This is a genomic window from Alteromonas sp. G4i35, assembly GCF_054960375.1.
Genome location: NZ_JBHNZD010000021.1, coordinates 1 through 24,052, shown reverse-complemented (window position 1 = coordinate 24,052; position 24,052 = coordinate 1). Strand labels below are relative to the sequence as shown.

The window sequence follows — 24,052 nt, the reverse complement described above, 5'->3', positions numbered from 1 at the left end:
GTCTACTCCCATGATACAAGCTCCGAACTCCCCTGTTTTGTAAGTTTACGTTTAACCGAGTACTCTATGAGGCTAGGGAGTTTTTTCGCAGCAAAACTGTCTGAGTTTGCCGTTGCAAACAACCAAATTTCTCCTCTATGTGGCCTGAAAAGCAATTTGTTTATAATTTGTTGAAGCTTTAATCTTTCCTGAGTTGAATAAACTCTCGAATCAACTATATACCATTTGTAGATTGTCAGCTTTTCTCCAGAAGGGCTCACAACATTCGATACAGAAACACTGTACTGCTTTAAAGGAAGACTAAATGATTCTTCTAACGAATACTTTGAAGGATCGAAGTCACGATTCAAGTAGCTCGCAAGCTCACTATTCTCTTCATTGAAATAAGCAACTAAGATACTTGAATTACAATTGCTATGCTTTAATGCTACTTGTTTCTCAAATGTAGGATTGTTTAATACTGCAAACTTACCAAACTGATTACAAGAGTCATCCGACAATGCTGATAAATTGACCATGACATGTTCACTATCTTTGTTTTGCACTTGTATAAGGCTGTACAGGCCAAAGAAAACAATTATTAGTGCACAACATGTACTAACAACGAATAGAGAGACTCGCACTCTCTCATTCATAGGAGGTAGACCTTCTAATTGTGTTTTTTCCTCTCTCATAAGTTCACCTATGCCTAAGAGGCACACGATTACAAAAGCAAAGAAAAACCAACCGTATATAAGATGGTCAGCTCCTGCTGCATGCTCCATATCAGTCCAGTAAGCTATTAAAATAATGCCATAAACTCGAACAATATTCGCTAATATAGGAAAGATTAAAGAGGTCGCTACAAATAAAGCTCTTCGTGTTTTAGTCACCAAGTTCAAGTAAGCGTATAAGCTACCTATTACAAAGCTAGCGATAAAAAAGCTTACGCCAGAGCATGCTTCCGCTACTAGGAACCGGCCTTGAGGAATTTCTATATATAAACCGCTTCGAAATAGTGGAACACCTGTTAAGCGCAATAGCGCTACGGCTCCGTCTGCAGCAATTTCTTGAAGATAAGGTACGAGTTGCTCTCCTACAGGTACACTAAACAACATAAAAATAAGTGGGAATAGAATTGTTCTCGCCGCCTGAGTCCCTAGCATCAGCCACATGAGTAAAGGTAACAATGCAAAGGTAGCTGCATGTAAAAAAAGTTGAACATCGCCAACAATACCGATCACATAAAGGAAAAGTGTAGGAATTATGAATATAAATGCTAATGGAGCTGGCTTTATTGGCTGTGCAAAAAGTACTCGTCGCTTTAAATAAATAAGGTAGAAAGCTCCAGGTACAATAAAAAAGCCATGGTTGAAGATTTCATTCACGTACCAAATTTGAATAACAGTGGAGAGGCCTTTCCAACAAAAAACAACCCATAAAGACAGTAGTACAAAGCAGCTAAAATAAAACGTTTTATTCACTTTGAAAGACATATCCCTTCCGTCAACGCTGGCATCGAGAGCTTCACTGTTACTCATGAGTTTATCCTTGCTCTTTTTTAAAACGCAGTTCGTTTATTTTATCTCGTAGGCTTGCTGCATTGTTACCCAGTTAAAGTCTTTAAGCAGCTTTTCTACTTTGCCTTCCATTCTTGACAAGTTGATGTAGTGACGAGCTTTAGACTTCCATGGTGCAGAATTAAATTTTGGTTGATCTGCATCTATCTCCCAAGGGTGAAAATAGAAACTGTATGGCGCACTTTCAGATTGCATGAACTCAGTAATACGGCGTTTGGATAACCAATAAGGATAAAGACGAAAATAACCGCCACCACCAATCCCAATATTTGTTCCTTTCTTACGAACTGTTGGTATTGGAATCTCTATCAGACCATTCTCACGTTTGTATTTAAAGCGCGGCCAATCTGGTACACCATAGAGATCGTGGTTGATTGGATAAGTGCTAGAAGAATAAACAAAGCCGAGCTCCTTTAGGATATTGTACGCCCACGTGTTCGAATCGTTAATTGAAAAACTCGGAGCTCTATAGCCTTTTAACGCCACACCGCCTATATCTTCAAGAATCTCTTTGCTTTGCTTAATATCATTGAAAAGCTCTTGCTCGGTCATCGTTGTAGCGCGTTGATGCGCTAGTCCGTGGCTCGCCAGCTCATGACCTTCACTTACTATCCGTTTGATAACATCTGGGCAGCGCTTCGCCACCCAGCCTAACGTAAAAAATGTCGATTTAACGTTATTTTGAGCAAACAAATCTAGAAGGCGATGGGTATTATCTCCCACTCTCAAGCCGATCGAATCCCAATCGCTTTTGTTTACTACGCCTTCAAAAGCAGAAACTTGAAAGTAGTCTTCCACATCTACTGTCATGGCATTGAGTCGATTATCTAGCTTCATGATTATCGCCCTTTGCCAAACAGTACAATTTCAACCGTACGGATAAGTATCAAAATATCTAACAGCAAACTTTGGTGTTTTACATAATAAAGATCGAACTTAAGCTTTTCCATAGAGTCTTCTACGCTGGCGCCATAAGGGTAATTGAGCTGTGCCCAGCCAGCTAAACCTGGTTTAACGTTATGACGCTGATTGTAATAGGGCACTTCGCGTACAAGCTGCTCTACAAACTGAGGTCTCTCTGGACGAGGTCCGATAAATGCCATTTCACCTTTAAACACATTTAAAAGCTGTGGTAATTCGTCTACGCGGTACTTTCTAATAAAGTGGCCAATACGAGTAACGCGATCATCATTCTTGCTTGCCCATTTAGCGCCATCTTTTTCTGCATCAGGTCGCATACTTCTGAATTTAATTATTTTGAAAAGCTTTCCGTTTAACCCCACTCGCTCTTGCTTATAGAAAACGGACACACCTGTACGTCTGCCATCATCGCAATAAATAATGAATGCGGTAATCAGCATAATTGGCCAAACAAAGAGGAATATGATGAACGCTAGGAACGCGTTGAGGGTGTAATCTAGCGCGTCTCGCAAATAATTCTGGCTCTGAAATCCATTGGAATAAATGACCCAACTTGGGTACATCAGGTTTACCACTATTTGCCCTGTTTCTCGCTCCATGAAATCTAAAAGCTCGGTAACTTCAATCCCTCTAAGCCTGCAGTCAAAAAGCACTTCTACAGGAAGCGTTCCACGACGTTGGTCGCAAGCGATGACTATTTCTTCTATTTCATTATCTGCAATGAACTGTTGAAAACTCTCGTCTACCTTAAGATGAATAATCTTCTCTTTTCGAATTCCGTCTTCGCGATTGTCTCCTGGAATTGGGATGAACCCTACAAGCTCAAACCCAATTCTATCCACATCTCTGCGCATACGCTTTTCAATAATTGAAGCTCTTTCCCCTGCCCCAAGGACTAATATGCGCACTTTCCCTAGGCCTAACAAGCCAAGACGGTTTGTGAAATACCTGAAAACAACTAAGGTTATAATAATTGAACAAACCGATGCCGGCAGGAAATAAGAATCCATAACCAAGTCATCAAAAAATGCTCGACTTAGCACTTCGACTAAAAAATAACTCAGTCCCACGCTTACGAATATGCGACGGATGATACCCCGAAAAGTTTCTCTTAACTTCGCTTCATACAACCCAACGGATAACGAACACAACAATATTGAAACTGTAAGCATTCCTACGTTGATTATCAGTTTTTCCACCGCCACATTTGGCGACATTCCAATTTGCGTAAGGATAAAGTGAGAAATATAACCCATGTAAGCAATGAGCAACGCTTCTGTTATTACTAGTATATTTGAGCGTTTATTTTGATTGCGCTTGTTTACTGCCACCCCTGGCCCCCTAAAACTGCGGCGTTTTTCCCATCATAAAGGGATTTATTCCAATAGACTACAATTGTTATTGGCATTATAGTGACATTTACCGTAGGGTAAACGGCAAAAGCCATAAATTAACCATAATGAGTGTAGGATGATCTCTTATGTTCCGCTTTAAAAAACTAATAACGTGCTGTGCTCCACTTTTACTTATCGGTCTTAATGGTTGCAGTAACACTGGCACTCTGCCCGAAGCAACTACCCGACCTTCACTAACTACCAATGTTAATGATTACCAATATTTAATTGGCCCAGGTGATTCCCTAACTATTTTTGTTTGGAGAAACCCAGAGGTTTCTGGCAATTTTATTGTTCGACCGGACGGAAAGGTGACCACTTCTCTAGTGGAAGATATTGATGTGGCTGGTAGAACGCCAACAATGCTTGCAAGGGAAATAGAAGAACAGCTTTCTACCTACATAAACAACCCGAGAGTGACGGTAAGTGTGAACAATTTCACTGGTCCTTTGAGTGAACAGGTTCGCGTGATTGGTGAAGCTACAAATCCAAGTGCTGTAAGTTACTCCGAGCACATGACGTTACTGGATTTAATGATAGCCGTAGGTGGTTTAACGGAATTTGCAGACGGAAATAACGCGAAACTGGTTCGAGTAATCGCCGGAAAACAAAAAACGTTCGAAATAAACATTGACGATTTGATTAGAGATGGTGATATCTCAAAAAATGTCGATATGCTACCTGGTGATATTGTAATTATTCCAGAAGCTTGGTTCTAGTTGTAAAGCAGTAAACGGAACAAATAATAAAATGCAGGACTTACAACAAACGCTAATCCAAATTCTTGATTACATTAAAGGGGTTTGGATTAAAAAGCGTTACGTGATTATTTTTTCATGGCTTATCTGCCCTATTGGCTTTTTATATGTTGCCAGCCTTCCCGATGTCTACTCTTCAAAAGCCCAAGTGTTCGTAGATACTCGCTCGGTTTTACAGCCATTACTGAAAGGATTAGCAATTCAGACTAATCCTGACCAAGAGATTCAAATGATGGCCAAAACATTACTCAGTAGAAGTAATGTAGAGAAAATTGCTCGAGAAAGTGACCTTGATATAACGACGCAAAATGAAGATGAGTTTGATGACTTGGTCAACAGGCTATCCAATAGCATACAGCTGAATAAAACTGGTAGAGATAATATTTACAATATAACGTATTCCAACCAATCTCCCAACACAGCTCAACGTGTGGTTCAAGAAACGCTAGACTTATTTGTCGAAGGCGCACTGGGTAATAACAGGAAGGATACAGACACCGCTGGTAGGTTTTTAGATGAACAAATTGCGGAGTATGAATCGAGACTTTCAGAATCGGAACAGCGTCTGGCTAATTTTAAGAGACAATATAATGATATTCTCCCGCTAGCCGGGACATATTATTCAAACCTACAGACTTTAAATAATGAACTTGAAGCTACTCGATTGCAGATAAGGCAAACTCAGCAACAAGTTGATTCACTTAAAAATCAAATCGGTAATGTAAAACGAGCTGACAGTTTTAGTGTTACCAATCAGAATGACTCAGTTTTACAGACACGATATGACGAAAGAATAAAAGCGCTAGAGGAAGAACTAGATAGACTATCTCTTCGATTTACAGATCTTCACCCTGACGTCGTTGAATCACGAGCTTTATTAGAAAGTCTTGAGAAGTCTAGGCAAAAAGAGATAGATGCCTTCCTAAACGCTGATGAAAGTAATAATACTCAACCTTTAACGGAACTGAACCGAGAGATTAAGCTCGAAGCCAGCCGTCTAGAGAGCCAAATTGCATCCCTTCGTGTTAAAGATAGTGATTTGCAAAGAAAAATTGCAGAACTCGAAAGTAAAGTAGACCTGATTCCTCAGATTGAAGCAGAATCCTCTGCATTGAATAGAGATTACGATGTTACAAAACGAAAATATGAAGAACTTTTGTCACGAAAAGAATCAGCAGACTTATCTCGAAGAGCTGATGTGTCAGCAGAAGACCTTCAATTCAGAATTATAGAGCCCCCGCTTCTTCCCAAGCGCCCTTCAGGCCCCAACAGGCTAATTTTTTACACTGCAGTGTTAATTTTGGGTTTCGGTACAGGAATTGGCATCGCATTTCTTATAAGCCAACTTAATCCTATTTTGATTAGGCCTAAGCAGTTACTCAATGTGTCAGATTATCCTATATGGGGTACTGTAACCCACTTGAACATTGAGCAAATAAATAAAACAAACAGAAACCGTCTTTTAGTGTTTCTGCTTTCCAGTGGTACTATTTTGGCAATGTACGGCGCCTTGGTCGCCGCTGAAATTATGAATATAGATTTGTTTGGAGGGCTTCTTTAATGAAAAATACAATTGAGAAGGCACTTCAAAAACAAAAAGAGGCGAAAGCAGCAAGTCATAAGACTTCGTCTACAGAAAAAATTGAAGACGCTAGTCATTCAAACGCGCCTGAAGAGTCGAAGGTATCAATTGACAAACCTGCACCCGCAGAGCTTCCTGTTGAAACCGTAATTGCTGAAGAAAAGGAATTTATCAATAAAAAAACTCCACTTGACGAGTTTGTTATTGATTTCGTGCGACTTGATAAGAACGGACATATTTCGCTTAACGGTGAGAGAAAACAAATTAATGAAGAGTACCGAGAAATAAAGCGTAAGCTTTTAGCAAATGCTTTTGGTTCACTAGCGAAAACCCTTCACAACCCGAACATTATTATGGTTACCAGTAGTCGCCCTTCTGAAGGGAAGACATTCACTGCAACCAACCTGGCGATGAGTATCGCATCGGAGCAGGATAAAACCGTACTTCTTGTGGACGCCGATGTACTTAAGCCTAATGTATTAAACACTTTAGGGTTAGAGCGTCGTAAAGGGCTAATGGAATACTTGACCGGGGACGTTGACGATATTTCAGATGTGCTGTACCCAACCAACATCGATAAGCTGAAAATTATTCCTGCTGGAAAATCGCACCATTTGTCTACCGAACTGCTAGCAAGCCAGAAAATGCATGACACTGTTAATGAATTTGCAAATAGATACCCAGATCGAATAGTTATTTTTGATACGCCTCCTCTCATTGGTATAAACGAGAGTGCTATTCTCGCTAATTTCGCTGGCCAAGCGGTTGTTGTCGTAGAAGAGGGCAAAGCGAAGATAGGCGATATTAAAATGTCTGTGGAGCGATTGAACCCAGAGATGGCCATAGGATTTGTAGTGAACAAGTCTGTACATAACGACACCGATGGAAGCGGATATTATGGGTATTATTACTCAGAGCGCAGCGAATAGGCGCAATACAATGCCTAAAAGAAGAATAATAAAGCCGACACTTGTTGCTGCAGCCGTCGCAACAAGTCTACCTGCTTTTGCAAAACTTGACGTGAATGCTGTTGCCACAGCCGAAACCATCTACCAAAGTGTCGATACTGAGGAAAATGGAAACCGTTCACTTACAACAGTGACTGTGGCACCAAAAGTAAACGCTACTTATCAAACAAGAACATTTCAAGGGTTATGGTCCGGTACATACACCCATCTGGAACGCGATAACGACGATGCTAGCCAGCGCCAAGATTATGCAGAGTACAGCTATTCTGCTCAGTGGGAACCTCTTGAAAATTTATTATCTTTTCAAGCCGCTGGGGCATTAAGCTATCAGAATACTAATGCTTCAAATTTTCTGGTAACAGATTTTATTGCAAATTCTGACAGCTTGGCAAAAACACGCTCCAACAGACTCTCATCAACGCTGACACTTGACCAAGGTGACTGGGTAAGAGGACAAGGCACAGCCTCATACTCAGATACAGCATCAGAACGGTCTTTAACTAACAGCAATGCTCTCGATAATGATAGTTATCAACTGAGCGGCAAGTTAATAAACGGTGATGAAGCCGAGTATTTCATTTGGTCAGTAACGGGCACTTATCAGAATACTGAGCGAGGTCAAGCAAACAATGGTGACTTTGAATCGAGAACTGGTGACGGTTATATAGATACTCGAATTTATGGCGACTGGGCCATTCGTTTGACTGCAAGGCACGAAGCTAACCAAATTTCAGACAGAGATGACACGAACAGTTTGGTTAGGGAGTTTAATTCTTATGGGGTGGGGTTAACTTACCGTCAAGCTGAGAATCGCTATATATCATTAACGGCCAATAAGAGTGATTCCGATCTAGGGGAAGACGATGGTGAAACATTCGTAGGTGTTGATATGCAATGGGCACTGAGCACTCGCACACGGATTGCTGCTACTTACGGGCGTCGTTTCTATGGTGAATCGGCATCGGCAAATATTAGCTACAATTCCAAATACTTACGAACCTCGTTCAGCTATTCGGAAGACGTTACTAACACCTCTCGCTTGTTAGCTGATCCAGAGAACTTAGGCGTATTTGTTTGCCCAGCTTCATCGACATCCATTGCTGACTGTTTTCAGCCCAATAGCTTAAGTTATACACCCTCCGCGGGAGAGCAATTGGTGCAGCTTACTTCACAAAATCTAGAGTTTGATGACAACATCATTCTGCGAAAAAGTGCAAATTTTCAAGCAGGTTATGACTTTTCTAGAATTACCCTCGCTTTTTCTTGGCGATATGCCGAAGATGATTACTTAGACGAAGATAGACTAAGACGCACCTACTCTTTCGGTACAAACGTAGCCTATAAAATTGGTAGCTATACCAACATAACTAGCAGTATTAACTACGCCAATATCACAGGTCAGGGTGCAGAAGACGTATTTAGAGGCGAAAGCGACAACTGGAATGCATCCATTGGTTTAGAAAGAGAGTTCGGTCGCCGGTTAAAAGCAAGTATTGATGCTAGGTACCTCAAGCAAGAGGGAGATTTGAATACAGGCATATCTCAGTTTGGTAACAACTATACCGACCGACGCTTAAGCGCATCTATTACCTACACCTATGACTAATTCACTGAATTTTTCAATCTACCGGTTGTAGTTTGTAGACAGTACTAGTCAACTAAACTCAATAAAAAAGCGCCCGATTTTACGTTAGTAAAAAGGCGCTTTTTTTGTTTATCAAATGACGGTGGCTACAAAGAAAGCATCACTCTTTCTTATCATCACTCTTAAGTCGAACATACGTTTTGAACTTCTTTTTCATAAGCTTATCGACGTATTGCGTCATTTTCACTTTTTGTGAAATGGCGTCATCTAAGGCATCAACTAATTCAGCTAACATATCCAAGTAGTATTTGGTGTCGCGAATAACATTGCCTTTAGGTGTCATGATAGTTTGGCTTTCCGGGTGGTCAGCAAAGCCCATATGCTCCGTCACTTCCGCGCCCGTTTTATCAGGCTCGAACATCTCTGCTTTTACTTCTTCAATTACTTCGTTTACCGCGTCCGCGTCAAAGCTCTCTAGTTCTTCTAAAAAGCCATAGAGCATTACCCTATCCATTAGGGTATTAATTTTACGAGGGATACCGCGAGAGAACATGTGAATTCGTTCAAACGCCTCTTCACTGAATAACTGTGAGCCGTTCCATCCCGCATGGTGCAATCGGTACTCAATGTATTCTTTGCACTCTTCCAATGAAAGCGGAACGAGATGGCAAGACGCCACAATACGTTGCCTAAATTGCTCCATATTCGGTGCGCGTAAAATAGGCTGCAGTTCTTCTTGCCCCAGCAAAAAGCTTTGAATCAACGGTTTGCCGTTCAGCTGAAAGTTACTCAGCATTCTTAATTCTTCAATGGTCTCTAACGGAAGGTTTTGCGCTTCATCAACCAATAGTAAGGCGCGGCGACCCGCTTTGTTTAGATCGTATAAGAAAATTTCAAGCGCTTTTAAAATATCGGCTTTTGAGCGACCTTCCGTAGGGATATCAAATTTAGACGCGACCATTTTTACCAGTTCATCTGGCGACAGCTTTGGCGTAACTATTTGAGCTGCCGCAATGTCGTCTTCAATTTCTTCAAGCAAGCTGTTTGCTACGGTAGTTTTCCCGGTTCCAATTCCGCCGGTAATAACAATGAACCCTTCAGCTTGAGAAAGTCCATACTGTAGATAAGACATGGCGCGTTTGTGCCATTTACTTGCGAAGAAAAATTCTGGATCTGGGGTTAACTGAAACGGTTTCGAGTTAAGTCCATAATAACTTTCGTACATGCAATTTACCGTTTTTCCATTAAAAATGTGCGTTCGAAAACATGAGTGCGAACACGTGAATTCGAAACAGCGCGCTTATTCTCGTATATATGGTAACCAACATCGCGCGATTATCGAAGTAATATATTCACGCCCAGTCTTAAGGGCTGGTTGATCTATGTTGTACAGCAAAGGTCAACAAGCACTAGTTAATTCTGCTAAGATAAAGCTACGAGAAATTTCTATACATTGAATTACATTGGCACAAAGTATATCAGCCAACGAAGGCAATACCCACCAGGGAAGTACAAAAGCTACGTGGTATCTCTACTTAGTTGAAAATAAGCTTGGCCAACTCTACACAGGAATCACCACTAACCCCAAGCGCCGCATAGCGCAACACCGAGGAGAGTTAAAAGGGGGCGCCAAGGCCTTAAAAGGTAAGGCACCACTGACCTTTAAAGCCATATTCGAAATGACTGACAAGTCACATGCCTCAAAGCTTGAATATGAGGTAAAGAGAATGAGCCGCCCTCAAAAAAACGGGATTATTCGTAAAGGGCAACTCAATGAGCTAATGTGTATGAAAACCCAATTTGAAGATTAAGACATTGGGTTGCGTTAGGTTAGTTATCCAGAAAAGAGTATTCCCCTACCCGCCTAAAACACCGTTAATGATCATGGCGTTTCCTATGCTAAGGGTAAACCCAAGTGCAGCTACACCAACGTTATGCTGTTGATCGACTTCCTGCCGGAAATTCATGCCAAATAAAATAATTTTTTTGCTCACTAGTACCAAAATATGAAGTGCGATTGCTAAGCCAACACTAACAATCAGCCAACCTGTTATATTGCTCACGTAGCCTGATGGGTTGTAAATAAGTAAATTCTTCGCTGCCGACACAATCATAGCAGTTCCAAGTAAATTACCAGTGTGCTCGATAGCGAGTGCTAACTGCCCCTTCTCTAGCGCCCCTTGAAATGAGTCGTTTTGATTATCTCTAGCATATCTAAACTCTAAAATACGCGTCATAACAAGCAACATGGTCAGAACCACGGTAAAGCCGGTCACAATAGCAATGATTGCGTTCATGTCGCTGCCATCAACCCACACCATAATATTGCGTAAAACAATTGCGCTTGCCACCAAACTAGCCGCATCAACCAGCGCCACACTCACACTCCTTTCGGCAATCATCGCATGCGTATCAACTTTATTAAGTACTAGTTTATCGTGAGCGAAGCGTCCGAACTTCACCAATATAATGCCCACAATGCCGAAAGTTACCATTCCAATCGCCGCTTCTTTATAACCCACGCCAATATGACGGCCAACAACCGAGCTCAATACTATGCACAACGACAGCATGCCTCCCGCAATGCTTATCCCAAATGCGAAATTATCTTTAACACCCAATTCTTCTGTTACCGAGTATTTCCTAAATGCGCCTGTCAGCCACTTCATAATCATTAGCAGTACTAACGCAATTGCGACATCCATAGCGAGATATATCAGCAGTTCTTGCGTTAGAGGTACTAGTTTTACTAAGGCTTCCACGTTATCTTTGCTCCTTGAACACACAAAGTTCTTCTGATTAGTTTTTGATGTAGTTTCGAAAAATCAGTGATGGCTAATTGAATAGCGTTCATCTAATACAAACTTGTACAACGATGACATCGAACTTGTTCAGATTTATTTTAGTTAGGGCTAAATGACCTGTAGATCACACCCTGGGTTAGCAGGCACTTAACCACATTGAATGCAGAGCTGCACGTTAGCGCACTTAGCAGACCTTGTTTTGAGTACTTGCAATGGCAATTGTGAGTATTCAACCGTAAAACACGAGCGATATCTCATAAGACGCGAGCATTATGCCAACAGACAACGAAAATAGCATGACAAACGTAGAACTTGCCGAAAAATTTTGGCAGCAGTTGTTAACAGCGCCAGCAATTAGCGAAAGTGACAGAGCCGTAATTGAGGCTCATTGTGAAAAACTAATGCTCTCCTTCACGCGCTCCTCTTTCTTGGCTGAGACATTGATTCAAAATCCTTCATTTGTTTCTCGCATCGTTGAGCATTATCAACCCCTTGAGAAAAGTGAAACGCTTCAATCTCTTGGCAATACCATGTCATCTAGCTATCTCGCAAGCCTAAACAATGAATTGCACACCGTTGCTAGCGAAGATGACTTACTGCAAGTGTTGAGGGAATTTAGAAATAAAGAGATGGCGCGGATTACTTTCCTCGACGTTTTGAACAAGCAACCCATCGAAATATCACTTATGCAGGTTTCAGCATTAGCTGATGTACTTATTAACGGTGCGTACCACTGGCTTTATCAACATTTAGCAGTGCGCTATGGAAAACCGCAAAGCCATAACCAAGACATGCACATGTATATCTTGGGTATGGGGAAATTAGGAGGAAAGGAACTCAACTTTTCTTCTGATATCGATTTAATTTTTACGTACCCAGAAAAAGGCGAAACCCAAGGTGGTCGAAAAAGCGTTGAGCATCAGCAGTTTTTTACCAAACTCGCGCAAAAACTAATCCAAGCATTGAACAAAGTGACTAATGACGGTCAAGTCTACCGCGTTGACATGCGTTTACGCCCCTTCGGCGATTCTGGCCCCCTTGTGATGCATTTCGCGGCACTTGAAGATTATTATCAAGATCAAGGTCGACACTGGGAGCGCTTTGCCATGGTAAAAGCGCGGGTGATTAACGATGATAATTCGCAAGATGTGAAATGGTTAAAGAGCATTTTGCACCCGTTTACCTTCCGTCGTTACTTAGACTTCACCACATTAGATGCCCTTCGTAACATGAAAAAGCTGATCGCCACAGAAATACGCAGACGCAGACTGAGTAACAATATAAAACTCGGCGCAGGTGGCATTCGTGAAGTGGAGTTTTTTGCCCAAAGTTTTCAGCTGATTCACGGAGGACGAGAGCCAGCATTACAAAGTAAGTCATTACTTCGCACGTTAGACGCATTAACTGAACTCGATATAGTCGAACGCGATGTAACGCAACAGCTAAAAAGTGACTATTTATTCCTAAGAAAAGTAGAGCACACGCTTCAACAAGCTCAAGATCGCCAGACCCAAACTCTTCCTGAGTTACCTTGGCAACAAGCTGCGCTTATTGAAGTCATGGGTTTTGATTCTTACAGTGAATTTTTAGTGCATTTAGATACTGTAATGGCGCGTATTCATGCCCATTTCAACGAGTTAGTAGAAGAGTCTCATGATACGCACTCAGAAGAAGACCAGCTTTTCACTGCCTGCCAAGATGCGTGGCGTCTTGCATTGCAAGAGGATGAGTTTACTGAAACCTTTGGCGAATACCTGTCTGCTAGCGATATTAAAGGCATATATTCTATTCTTGTCGCCTTCAAGGATAAGCAACGCAATTATCGCATAGGCCAAAAAGGTGAAGACACGTTAAATAAATTGCTTCCCGAAATTTTGTATGTGCTCATCAACCAACATCCAAACTACATCCCACAAGTACTCGACCGTTTACTTGGTGTTATAGAAGCGATTACTGGCCGAACCACTTACCTTGACTTACTACTTGAAAATCCGGATGTATTAAAACAGTTAGTAAGGCTATGTGAACGAAGCGACTGGATAGCTCAAGAAATTAAGCGCTTTCCATTACTATTAGACGAATTACTCACGCCGTTATACCTAGGTCAGCAAAATACCGATATCCATACCAGCAAGCAGGAATATCAGCTGGAACTGCGTGAAATCATGCTTCGTATTGAACAAGACGACGTTGAAATGCTTATGGATGGATGGAGGCAGTTCAAACTTTGCCAACAGCTTCGCATAGCCGCCAGCGACATCAGTGAATCACTACCTATAAACAACGTGAGCGATAAGCTTACGGTGCTAGCTGAAGTGATATTGGAGAACGTAGTAGATGCTGCCTGGATGCAAATGCAACAGCGCTATGGCGTTCCAGCACACCTAGAAGGAACTGACAAAGGATTTGCCGTGATCGGCTATGGAAAACTAGGCGGGTATGAATTAGGTTACGGCTCAGACTTAGATTTAGTGTTTTTGCACAATGCCCCTCGCGGCATAAGTACAGACGGTAAGAAGTCTATTGAAGCGCAACAGTTTTACATTAAGTTGGCGCAGCGCATCATGCATCTTCTCAATACGAAGACGTTGTTTGGACAATTATACGAAACCGATTTGCGTCTACGCCCTTCTGGCAATGCGGGATTGTTATGTTGCCATATCGACGGTTTCGAAAAATACCAGACGGAAGAAGCATGGACTTGGGAACATCAAGCGCTGGTTCGTGCAAGAGCCATTTGCGGAGACCCTCGCCTTTTGAATGACTTCACGCAGGTAAGAAATTCCATACTAACTCGCTCTAGAAACGCTAAAACGTTGGCTGACGACGTGTGCAAAATGCGTTTGAAAATGCGGGAGCACTTGCTTTCAAAGGACAACGACAAGGTAGACTTAAAGCAGTGTGTAGGTGGTATTACCGATATTGAGTTCATGGCTCAATATCTTGTACTCGCTAATGCAAAGTCACAGGCTGCCATGACAGAATATCCTGACAATCTTCGCATTTTTGACGCCGCAGCCAAGACCAACATTATTGATGTCGCCACTGCGCACAAACTGCAAAAGGCGTATTTAGAGCTGCGAGAGCAATACCACCATTTAACGTTAGCAGATACCAAGTACGCAGATCAGAGCGAAGAACTAGATGCCATACGAGAGCAAGTAACCATTCACTGGAATACACTATTTGGAACGTGTAGCGGCTAGGCGATGAAGCCTAACCTCTAACCAAACGACAGTTGGTGGTGAGAAATTCTGTTTCTTGGGCAGTCACCACCAGCGAGCGTTGCTCTGCACATAAATATGCTTTTACTTGCCCTTCAAAACTACTGTCTATGGCACTGGCAATTTTAGCAAGCGATCCTGCAACCGTGCTGTCCAATTGAAACTGGTGCTTAATAACAAAGTCTTGCTCCAGGTTCCATATCACCTGCATGCCTTCAGCTTGAGCGTATTGCGAAATAGCTTCGCGCAGTGTGTTCCCTTCCTGGAACGTGCGGTATTTATGTTCGCCGGTCCAATTCTTTTCAACCGGACGTGTTTGGCTAGACATTTGTGCAAGCTTGTTGTCTAAATTAGGATCAACGCCCGCAATATCCAGTACAAAATCTCCCTGCTCATCTTCTGCTGGGTCAGTAGCAGACATACGAAAGTCTCGATAGAACTCACTTAACCCACGTGATACAGACTTTTCTTCCGCTTGCCCTTGAGGAACAGGCTCTTGGTCCTGTGTTTGAAGCATGTAAATGAGTACGCCAGCAATGATAACAAGCACTGCTGCTATGCCAATTTGCTTTGCCCAAAACGATGAACTTGAATAACTTGTCTGTCCCATACCTTACCAATGTGTAGCCACTTTTAATCGAAAATCAGCTTATGCTATGTGTATGAACTTAAGCATAATTCTTCTATTTTAGTCTACCTTCGAACGGAAAGCCTATTATTCTATTTATCTAATTTTCATCGCTAGGTGTTTATTCATACACAGCTATAGTGATTTATACAGCGATTCAGGGTTACCTTCCGGTCTGGTTTTAAATCGCTTGTGCATCCACAAATAGCTTTCTGGCTGTTCTTTAACCGCAGCGTCTACATGTTGATTCAGTAATGTTAGTGCTTCAGCGTCTTCCATATCGCCTAACTGAGAAAGCGGTGGATAGATTTTAATTTTGTAACCGCGTTTGGTGTATTGCGACGTGATGATCATTGGCTCAGAGTGACTACGTCGAATAAACATCAGCGTTGCTGTAGTTGTCGCGGTATCTTTCACCCCACCAAATGGCACAAAGATACTTTGTTTCGGGCCATAATCCTGGTCGGGCAAATACAAACAAAGTTCTTTATCGTCAAGTGCAGCAAGTAAGGCTTTTGCGTTGCGCTTATCAATCATGTATTTGTTCGAGCGGTTTCGCCCATGATACTGAAGGTAATCAACGAGAGGGTTGTTGTGTTTGCGATAAAACGCGATGCTTGGACGGAAGAAGCCAATACCTCTACAGGCAAATTCCAGATTCATATTGTGGAGTGCCATACCAAAGACACCTTTGCCATTTGCAAGGGCCGCTTCAACATGCTCAGTGCCTTCAATCTCAATGGCTCGTTTTACGCGCCAGCTAGGCCACCACCATCCCATAGCAGTTTCAAATAGTGCCATGCCTGTACGCCGCACATTTTCTTTGTAAAGCGCCTCTACTTCAATGGCGGAAAGTGTAGGGTTCCAGAGCGTCAAATTACGCTTTGCGACTTTTGCCCGTTTAGGAACAATTAATGCGATAAGTTTACCGGTACCGCCACCGATAGCGCGTATCACGGGTAAAGGCAACCAGGTAATTATATAAAGAACGAAAACACCTAACCATACAGGCCAAAACTTAGGGCCTAAAAATGCTAGTTTAAATTTAGGAGCTTTAATTGCCGCCGCCAATGTCTGTATCCTTTGAAACGAAGTGGGCGGCATTGTAGCAGAAGGTTTTTGGTGGGGCTAATTGAGACAGACAGCCCACAGTGCCCTTGCGATAAATAGAAGCGCTTAAGCAGAGAGAGCCCATACTTGCTTTCTCTGCTTAAGAAATATATTGCTTGTTATCAATACAAACTGAAATCAGGTCACTAGTATTCTTTATCGATTTGCTTCAACTTTTTCTCAAACGATTCATATTGTTCTTTTGAGTCATAGTCAAAATGGTATTGATTGTGAAAGCCGAACTGCAGCTTCACATTAACGTCTTCAATGTAAAGCGTATAGCCATCGTGATCTGTAAACGCAGTGATCCCATTAAGCTTATACTGTTCATCTTCTTTCGCGCCATGCTGGCGGATCTTGTCGAAAACCTGAAGTAAGAACTTGCTGTCTAATTCGTTTTTCATTGTAAATCCATTGTTGAGAATTTATCTATTTTTACACAATCAAACGATTTTTGGATTTATCTAGGGCCTATATTTAAAACGACTATGCGAGTTAATAACTACAACCTAAAAGTTGTAGCGAAAACCTAAATTTACAATATGCGCAGAAAAATCATCTTTGCCACCAAAGTAGGTGTATTCCACGCGTACCATCGACTGTAAGCCTAAGTAGTAATCGAAGCCTAACCCAGCTAATCCTGCGATAATTGTGTCATCGTATCCACACACAGCGGCTTCTGGGCCACAGGTAGAGCTATCTATCGACGCGTGCTCAATGTCAACGCTTGCCACGCCTAATTTATAATACAGCTCACCTTTCTGGCTACTCGCTTTACCTAGTAACGCCAAATAAGGGCCTTTAGATGAGATTGATTGTTCGTCGTTATCTGTATCAATAAAAGAGATATAGCCACCTTCTACATACCACTGACGGTGAAATTGATAGCCTAAAGCAGCTGAATAGCTAATATCAGACTCATTATCTATTTCAGTATCTACGTTGCCAAAGCCAATATTTGCCACTGCATATCCGTTGGCTGATGCTAGTCCAGAAAAACCCAAGCTTGTTATAGCTGCACTTCCAATAAGGAACTTAGCGAAAAATGATGAAAGACGGCGCATTTTAATTACTTCTCCATGTTAAAGAACGCTCACTATAAAAGACAATGCCTCTGATTAAAACGAACAAACAGAGTTTAGATGAATACAGTTAACTGATAGCTACACGAACAAGCGGTTTTATACCAGTCCGCATAGATAATTTCCCACACAGCGAGAGGTAAAATGTTCGTAATCGCGGCGTGTTACCGCAGGTATAGTGGTTCTACATCAAGGTGACACAACAACCAGAGCGTTTTTTGACCATTAAATATCAGCAATGTTAATCCCTTGCATCACACTTTCGTATAAAAAATACGCAGACAGTTTATATAACCACATGATTATTTGATAATTTTTACAAAATTTGATCTTTTTTAAATTAGGTGTAGTATTAACCTAAACAACTGGTCAGATGAGCGGATGAGTTATTATGAGTATCAGAACTAGCTTAAAGAAAGTATTACCCCCAATTTCAATCACAGAGCAAGAAGCCTTAGATGCAGGCGACGTGTGGATTGAATCTTCTATTTATCAGGGTAAGCCTGACATGCAGGCGCTACGCGATATCCCTCAGGCAAAACTGAGCGCAGAAGAACAAGCATTCATGGACGGTCCAGTAACCGAGTTGCTGAACATGATCGATGATTTTGAATTAGGCAACGGCAAGCACATTCCTCAGGATGTTTTAGACTTCCTAGGTAAGAACCGCTTCTTCTCTATGATCATTCCAAAGAAATTTGGTGGTCTTGAGTTCAGCCCGTATGCAAACTCTACAATCGTTGCCACTATCGCAGCGAAAAGCGGTGCAATTGCAGTAACCGTAATGGTTCCTAACTCATTAGGTCCAGGCGAGCTTCTTATGCACTACGGTACGACCGAGCAGCAAGATTACTGGCTACCTCGTCTAGCAGACGGTCGCGATATTCCGTGCTTCGCGCTTACCAGCCCTGAAGCAGGTTCTGACGCAGGTGCTATTCCTGACGCGGCGATCGTGACTAAAGGCGAATTCAACGGTGAAGAAGTGCTTGGTTTACGCGTAAGCTGGGACAAGCGCTACATTACACTTGCACCAATTGCGACCGTACTAGGTCTTGCGTTTAAAGTGTTCGATCCAGACCAACTACTTGGCGACAAACTAGAGCTTGGCATTACCTGTGCCCTTCTACCTAAGTCTCACCCAGGTGTTGAACTTGGTAACCGTCACGACCCAATGGGTGTACGCTTCTACAACGGTACTACTCGTGGTCAAGATGTGTTCATTCCTATGGACTTCATCATCGGTGGCCAAAAGAACATTGGTCGTGGTTGGCAGATGCTAGTTAGCTGTCTAGGTGCAGGTCGTGGTATTTCACTTCCAGCAATGGGCGTAGCAACTGCACAATCTGCATTTAAAGGCACGGTTGAATATTCTTTCGTACGTGAGCAGTTTGGTCTTCCAATTGGTCGCTTTGAAGGTATTCAAGAGAAAATGGCAGACATCGCGGGTAAGACGTTCTTACTTGAAGCGATGCGTGTGTTAACAACTGAAGGTCTAGGCCTAGGTGTTAAACCATCAGTAGTTACCGCTATTGCTAAATATCACATGACTGAACTAGGCCGTGATGTGATGAACTCTGCTATGGACATTCAGGCAGGTAAAGCAATTCAACGTGGTCCTCAGAATACATTAGCGGGCGGTTACTCTGCGCTTCCTATCGCGATTACGGTAGAAGGTGCAAACATTCTTACCCGTAACCTGATGATCTTTGGCCAAGGTGCAATGCGCTGCCACCCGTACTTGAAAGACATGGTTGACCTAATCCATAGCAACGAAAGTTCAGCGGATGCAGATTTCAACAAGGTACTTCGTAAGACTGTTGGCTTTAGCGTTAAAAATGCATTCCGCAGCCTAGGTAAAGGCTACCTTCCTTTCCTACGCGAGAGCGAGTCTGCATTACCAGAAGTTCGCAAGTATGAGAAGCGTGTAAACAGCATCTCTGCAAAACTAGCACCACTTGCTGACTTGTCACTTGCGGTACTAGGCGGTGACCTTAAGAAAGCTGAGCTTTTATCAGCACGTCTAGGTGACGTAATGAGCTACCTATACGGTGCAATGGCAGCGATTCGTTTCTACGAGCAGCGCATTGAAGACAGAAAGCTTGCGCTACCGTATTTCGAATACGCGATGCAGTGGTCTTTACAACAAGCTGATCAGGCAATTGTTAACTTTATCAACAATTTCCCGAATACGGCGACACGTGGTCTAATGCGTCTTCTTACCAACACCTACACCAACAGTGTTGCAAGTATTAGCGATGACCTAGTGCGTGAGCTTTCTATTGCGTCTATGCAAGATAACAGCGTGAAAGAGCAGCTTACTCACCTTGTTCGCGTTACGCCGGGAGACGGCAACGACATTAACGAGCAAGCGTTTAAAGCGAAGCACGCGGTAGCGCACCTTCTAGGCAAAGTGCAAAAAGCACTTCGCAAAGAGCCTGTAGTGCCGTTCATTTCTTTTGAACATGCACTTAACAAGCTTCAAGAAAAAGGCGTAGTAACGGCTGATGAAGCCGCTAAGCTTCACGACTATAACGAAAAACGCAAGCTAGCAGTTCGTGTAGACGAATACACGTTCGATATGGAACTTGTTCCAGCGTCTCAAACGCTTAAAGCGATTGATGGCGGTCAAAACGCTGCGTAAACTGTCATAATTGCAGTAACTTGATTAACGAAGCCCCATCCTTGAGATGGGGCTTTTTATTTGCCCGTTAAATTACCTTTCTATTGTTTTGTTCGTACTCTACCCTTAGCTTATCGTGGTTTTCTTAAACAAGGATTTGTAAAGTGAAAACGATGCGCTTTATTGGCATTCAAACCGTTTCAACATTTTTTATTCTCTTTATCTCGTCGCTGCTATTCAATTCAAACGCCAGTGCCCAGCACGATGATACTAACTTCGTCATTGGAGAACTAACTCATCCTCGAGTAAGTAGCTTCTATAAACCCTTAATAGCACGTGCGTATCAAGATATCGGCATTGAGGTTACATTCGAAAAAGTGGGTGGGGAAAGAGGCTTACGGCTGTTGGATGAAGGAATGACAGATGCAGACATTATTCGCTATGACGTAGTGTCTCAGCCTGACAATAACATTGTAATTGTTCCTCCAGCACTGTCTCATGGCGCATCATTTCTATTGTGTATACGGGGAGCTGAGTGCAATAAAAGCATAATTCAACAACCAGATAAGGCAATAGCCGTCACTACCCGATTTTTCTTCAATATGCACGCCAAACCTGGCGAGTTAAATGCCAACATCTTTGAATTTGATGACTTTCACCACGTCATAAATTTACTGCTCAACGGGCGATTTGACTACGCTATTTTACCGAGTGACTATTCTGAAGAAGCCATTTTCGAACAATCTGGAATTGAGTATATACCTCTAGTGGAACACGAATTGGTACACGTTATTCATAAGAAACATAGCCATTTAATTGACCAACTTTCTGCAGCAATCGCCAAGCAGCTTCAACTACTCAAAACCGCAGAGAGTGAATAAATAAAAAACGCCCGCATCAATTGCGGGCGTTAATTGAACAATAACTAGTACCTTTGCACTAGATACTTGCTCGTTAGTCGAACATATATTTAAGCGACAGTACTGTAGTACGGCCGTTCAATGGACGTGCTCTGATGTAGCTACCAACTTCTGCTGAACCTTCTTCTGACTCAGTGATGATAAATTCATCAGTGGCGTTATTCACATTAAGCGACACAGAAAATTGGTCGTTCACCCAATAAGTGGCAAACAAGTTTACAAGGTTATAACCCTCTTGTTTAAGGTCGTTATTGTCCTGAACATAGTACTCTGTCGAGCCTTGTAGTGAGGCACCAACAGACCATGTATCTGTAACGTACTCAGGGGTAATAGTCCAAATCCAATCTGCTTGGCGGCGTGGAGTATTTCCTTCAAGTGCAGGGTTGTTTACGTCTTTACTGATTTCAGCGTCTGTCCACGTTAAGTTACCGGATAGCACGAAATTATCAGTTGCTGTCCAGCGGCCTTCAAGCTCTAAACCTGTTGCTTCATATTCGCGCATAAAGGTTAAACCACTGGTTACCTCTGCTTGCGTATCTTCAGTAACAGTATCAAACAAGGTTGCGTTAACCATGAGGTCTTTCGTACCGTACTTGTAACCTACCTCGAATTGCTTCGTTGTATCGTAACCCGATGTTGTGCTTGTTAAGCTGCCGTCTGTATTCAATGTACCGCCAATCTGCAGTAAACGATCGGCAATAGCACGGCCACCTTTTGAGTAACGGGCAAAGAATGTCTGACTGGCGCTTAGTAGGTACGAACCACCGATTGAATAAGACGTATTATTCGCACTGTAATCAACAATTTGAGAAGACGCACCGGCGCGATTTAAGTTGATAACACCACCGCTAATGAAGCCGCTGTTGATTGCTGAAGCATCTTCAATTTGCTCAATAGTTCCGTTACCGTTTAGGTCGAAGTCAGCATTTCCTCCGCAACATGAGCTGATGAGTTCACCTGAAGCTTCGGTCGTGTCATGACGTACCGATGCATCAATAAGAATGTTATCTGACAATTCAAAACCAACGTTCATGTACGGCGCTTTTGTTACATAGTTTAAGTCCCACTCCCACGAAAGGAAGCTTGGTGACAATAAACCGTTTGAAACAAGTTCCACGCCATCGCCATCTGTAATTGTTAGAAGCTGTGAATTGTCACCGTCTAGAGTTTGAATAAATGTCTGCCAGCTTGACCAGCTTGTGGCGATGTCCTGGTTTGAGTAGTAATAACCTACTGTGAGGTCGATACCGTTATCAAATTCTTTACGCAAGCTGAAATCGTTGATCATGTTACCCAGATCGTTGATTCTTGTGTCGAACTGAAGGTTTGTAAATGCTTGTCCTGTGTACACTTCACCTGCGCCGGGTCCATTGGCAAGCACAACACTTGTGCTATCGCAATTTAGCGCATTACCGTCACCGTCTGTAGCGCCAGCGCATAACGCAGAAGCGAAATTCGATACATCGCCAGGGCCCGCTGGAAATCCATCAGTAAATGGAGCAATAAAACCACCTGAGATATCTGAAATACGGAACTTGTTTAATAAGAACAAGTTTTCGGCTACTTCGAGGTCAACTTCAACGCCAAATGAGTTTACTTTTGACTCGATGCCATCGCGGACGTCGCGATTCTCTGGGTTACCATAGCTGTCAAAAGTAGAAATATTTGTGTTGTAAGCTGAGTTTAATGCCTGTGAGCTGGCATCGTAACCAGGTACCGGGCCATATTCACCATCGCCTTTCACCAATACCGGAGAAGGAAGGTATGTTGATACTTTGTCATCAAGGTTTTTATAGAAGAAACGGATGTGACCGTTATCTAGCATCTTAGTGATATTGAACTTAACCTGACCGCCTTGGTCGCCATTGTATCCCGTTTCTCGCGGGCCCTCTCCACCACGGGCAAAGCCAGCAATGTGGTAGTAAAGGTCGTCGCTAATTTCACCGCCATAGCGAAAGTCTAAACGAAATTCTTCGTAATCAACGCCAAATGACGTTCCAACGGCACCGCCACCTACTTCGCCCGTGTTACTGATCAAGTTAATAACACCGCCTGGCGAGTTACTGGCGAATGTTGACGCTGAACCACCGCGCACTGCTTCCACATTCGCTACTGACCAGTCGTAGCGTAAAAAGTTATCGGCATTGCCAAAGTTAATATCACCATATTCTAAAACAGGTAAACCGTCTTCATGGATTTGCAAGAATTTAGAACCACCCGTCGCAAGTGGAATACCGCGAATAGTAATATTTGCGTTACCGCCTCCGCCTGAAGACTCGGCACGAATACCGGGTAACGCGCGAAATACCTCAGCGGTAGAACGAGGAGCTAGTTTAAGAATATCGTCTTCGTCGAATGCACTTACAGAAACACTAGCTTCTTGCATCGTTGCACCACTCGGTGCAGCGGTAACCACAATCTGTTCGAATTTTTCTTTCGACTTTGCGTCAGCATCAGCTGTTGATGATTCCTGCGCGATAACCGAGCCCGAAAAAGCGGCGCAAATCGCTAGGGTCAAAGCGTTGAGTGTATGATTTTTGTTCATTTTTTCTCCGGCAATGTGTTGAATTTGTTAAATCCAAGGTAGCCTCTGCCCCTTCAACGTAGGGAGGCGGCAACACAATTCAAACTTAATCGATTAAGAATTTATAACAAAGGAACAACATTGTAAACATCCTGTGAAGAGTTTTTACTCTTTTGCAGTGCCTTATTTAACATTTATATACTAAAGTTTTAGCTATATTTAGCGGTTCACATAGCAGATAAAAAATAAAAATCAATATCGATTAAGAACACTACACTTCAGGTATTTAGAACGAACTGTGAAAAAACATAGACAGACTAAAAGCGGGTTGCTTTAGGCGAATTTTAAAATGCCCCCGTCATATGTATTATAT

Annotated in this window: 18 protein-coding genes; 8 read left to right on the top strand and 10 right to left on the bottom strand. The window is 42.5% G+C overall.

The annotated features are described in order from the left end of the window. Window positions 1–2: 2 nt before the first annotated feature. From xrtA to ACFI6L_RS14250, 3 genes are read right to left on the bottom strand one after another with little or no spacing between them, the layout of a single operon-like run. Window positions 3–1,520, bottom strand: a complete 1,518-nt coding sequence (xrtA, locus tag ACFI6L_RS14260; RefSeq protein ID WP_462574245.1) for an exosortase A — start codon at window positions 1,518–1,520, stop codon at window positions 3–5. A 36-nt stretch (window positions 1,521–1,556) separates the two neighbouring features. Then, a complete protein-coding gene (locus ACFI6L_RS14255; protein ID WP_342287824.1) occupies window positions 1,557–2,396 on the bottom strand; it encodes an XrtA system polysaccharide deacetylase in 840 nt (279 codons plus the stop codon). A gap of 2 nt (window positions 2,397–2,398) precedes the next feature. After that, window positions 2,399–3,811, bottom strand: coding sequence for a TIGR03013 family XrtA/PEP-CTERM system glycosyltransferase (locus ACFI6L_RS14250; protein WP_014977095.1), 1,413 nt, complete (start codon window positions 3,809–3,811; stop codon window positions 2,399–2,401). 149 nt (window positions 3,812–3,960) lie between these two features. Between ACFI6L_RS14250 and ACFI6L_RS14245 the strand changes: the two genes are divergently transcribed. The 4 genes from ACFI6L_RS14245 to ACFI6L_RS14230 are packed head-to-tail and all read left to right on the top strand — an operon-like array spanning window position 3,961 to window position 8,788. After that, the gene (locus ACFI6L_RS14245) at window positions 3,961–4,593 is read left to right on the top strand and encodes an XrtA/PEP-CTERM system exopolysaccharide export protein (protein WP_014977096.1); all 633 of its coding nucleotides are present in this window, start codon (window positions 3,961–3,963) and stop codon (window positions 4,591–4,593) included. Between the two features lie 31 nt (window positions 4,594–4,624). Then, window positions 4,625–6,193: an XrtA system polysaccharide chain length determinant gene (locus ACFI6L_RS14240; protein ID WP_069944660.1), complete on the top strand. Its 1,569-nt coding sequence runs from the start codon at window positions 4,625–4,627 to the stop codon at window positions 6,191–6,193. Then, a complete protein-coding gene (locus ACFI6L_RS14235; RefSeq protein WP_069944661.1) occupies window positions 6,193–7,143 on the top strand; it encodes an XrtA-associated tyrosine autokinase in 951 nt (316 codons plus the stop codon). Before ACFI6L_RS14240 ends, ACFI6L_RS14235 begins: the two co-directional genes overlap by 1 nt. Beyond that, entirely contained in the window at window positions 7,112–8,788 is a 1,677-nt protein-coding gene (locus ACFI6L_RS14230; protein WP_462574278.1) for a porin family protein, read from the top strand. The genes ACFI6L_RS14235 and ACFI6L_RS14230 overlap by 32 nt, the downstream gene beginning before the upstream one ends. A 139-nt stretch (window positions 8,789–8,927) precedes the next feature. On the opposite strand, the gene ACFI6L_RS14225 is transcribed toward ACFI6L_RS14230, so the two are convergent. Beyond that, complete coding sequence (locus ACFI6L_RS14225; protein WP_462556452.1) at window positions 8,928–9,992, bottom strand: XrtA/PEP-CTERM system-associated ATPase; 1,065 nt, start codon at window positions 9,990–9,992, stop codon at window positions 8,928–8,930. A 238-nt stretch (window positions 9,993–10,230) separates the two neighbouring features. On the opposite strand from ACFI6L_RS14225, the gene ACFI6L_RS14220 reads away from it, so the two are divergent. Beyond that, a complete protein-coding gene (locus tag ACFI6L_RS14220; protein WP_156078658.1) occupies window positions 10,231–10,578 on the top strand; it encodes a GIY-YIG nuclease family protein in 348 nt (115 codons plus the stop codon). Window positions 10,579–10,623: 45 nt separating this feature from the next. Here ACFI6L_RS14220 and ACFI6L_RS14215 read toward each other — a convergent pair whose 3' ends face one another. Next, complete coding sequence (locus tag ACFI6L_RS14215) at window positions 10,624–11,529, bottom strand: DUF350 domain-containing protein (protein ID WP_156078659.1); 906 nt, start codon at window positions 11,527–11,529, stop codon at window positions 10,624–10,626. A 314-nt stretch (window positions 11,530–11,843) separates the two neighbouring features. Between ACFI6L_RS14215 and glnE the strand changes: the two genes are divergently transcribed. Then, complete coding sequence (glnE, locus tag ACFI6L_RS14210; RefSeq protein ID WP_462556448.1) at window positions 11,844–14,777, top strand: bifunctional [glutamate--ammonia ligase]-adenylyl-L-tyrosine phosphorylase/[glutamate--ammonia-ligase] adenylyltransferase; 2,934 nt, start codon at window positions 11,844–11,846, stop codon at window positions 14,775–14,777. A gap of 10 nt (window positions 14,778–14,787) precedes the next feature. Here glnE and ACFI6L_RS14205 read toward each other — a convergent pair whose 3' ends face one another. The 4 genes from ACFI6L_RS14205 to ACFI6L_RS14190 form a co-directional block, all read right to left on the bottom strand. Next, window positions 14,788–15,405 (bottom strand): TcpQ domain-containing protein, encoded by a 618-nt coding sequence (locus ACFI6L_RS14205; protein ID WP_462556445.1) that lies wholly within the window; start codon window positions 15,403–15,405, stop codon window positions 14,788–14,790. Window positions 15,406–15,558: 153 nt separating this feature from the next. Continuing rightward, window positions 15,559–16,494 (bottom strand): LpxL/LpxP family Kdo(2)-lipid IV(A) lauroyl/palmitoleoyl acyltransferase, encoded by a 936-nt coding sequence (gene lpxL / locus ACFI6L_RS14200; protein WP_462556442.1) that lies wholly within the window; start codon window positions 16,492–16,494, stop codon window positions 15,559–15,561. 185 nt (window positions 16,495–16,679) lie between these two features. After that, window positions 16,680–16,937, bottom strand: coding sequence for a DUF3081 domain-containing protein (locus ACFI6L_RS14195; protein ID WP_014950255.1), 258 nt, complete (start codon window positions 16,935–16,937; stop codon window positions 16,680–16,682). A gap of 105 nt (window positions 16,938–17,042) precedes the next feature. Then, window positions 17,043–17,597 (bottom strand): outer membrane protein, encoded by a 555-nt coding sequence (locus ACFI6L_RS14190; protein ID WP_014979895.1) that lies wholly within the window; start codon window positions 17,595–17,597, stop codon window positions 17,043–17,045. Between the two features lie 409 nt (window positions 17,598–18,006). On the opposite strand from ACFI6L_RS14190, the gene ACFI6L_RS14185 reads away from it, so the two are divergent. Both ACFI6L_RS14185 and ACFI6L_RS14180 read left to right on the top strand, forming a co-directional pair. Then, entirely contained in the window at window positions 18,007–20,256 is a 2,250-nt protein-coding gene (locus tag ACFI6L_RS14185; protein WP_156078661.1) for an acyl-CoA dehydrogenase, read from the top strand. Between the two features lie 152 nt (window positions 20,257–20,408). Then, window positions 20,409–21,116 (top strand): type 2 periplasmic-binding domain-containing protein, encoded by a 708-nt coding sequence (locus ACFI6L_RS14180; RefSeq protein ID WP_231513143.1) that lies wholly within the window; start codon window positions 20,409–20,411, stop codon window positions 21,114–21,116. A gap of 73 nt (window positions 21,117–21,189) precedes the next feature. Here ACFI6L_RS14180 and ACFI6L_RS14175 read toward each other — a convergent pair whose 3' ends face one another. Next, on the bottom strand, window positions 21,190–23,700 hold the full coding sequence (locus tag ACFI6L_RS14175; RefSeq protein WP_462556434.1) for a TonB-dependent receptor: 2,511 nt from the start codon (window positions 23,698–23,700) through the stop codon (window positions 21,190–21,192). Between the last annotated feature and the right edge of the window lie 352 nt (window positions 23,701–24,052).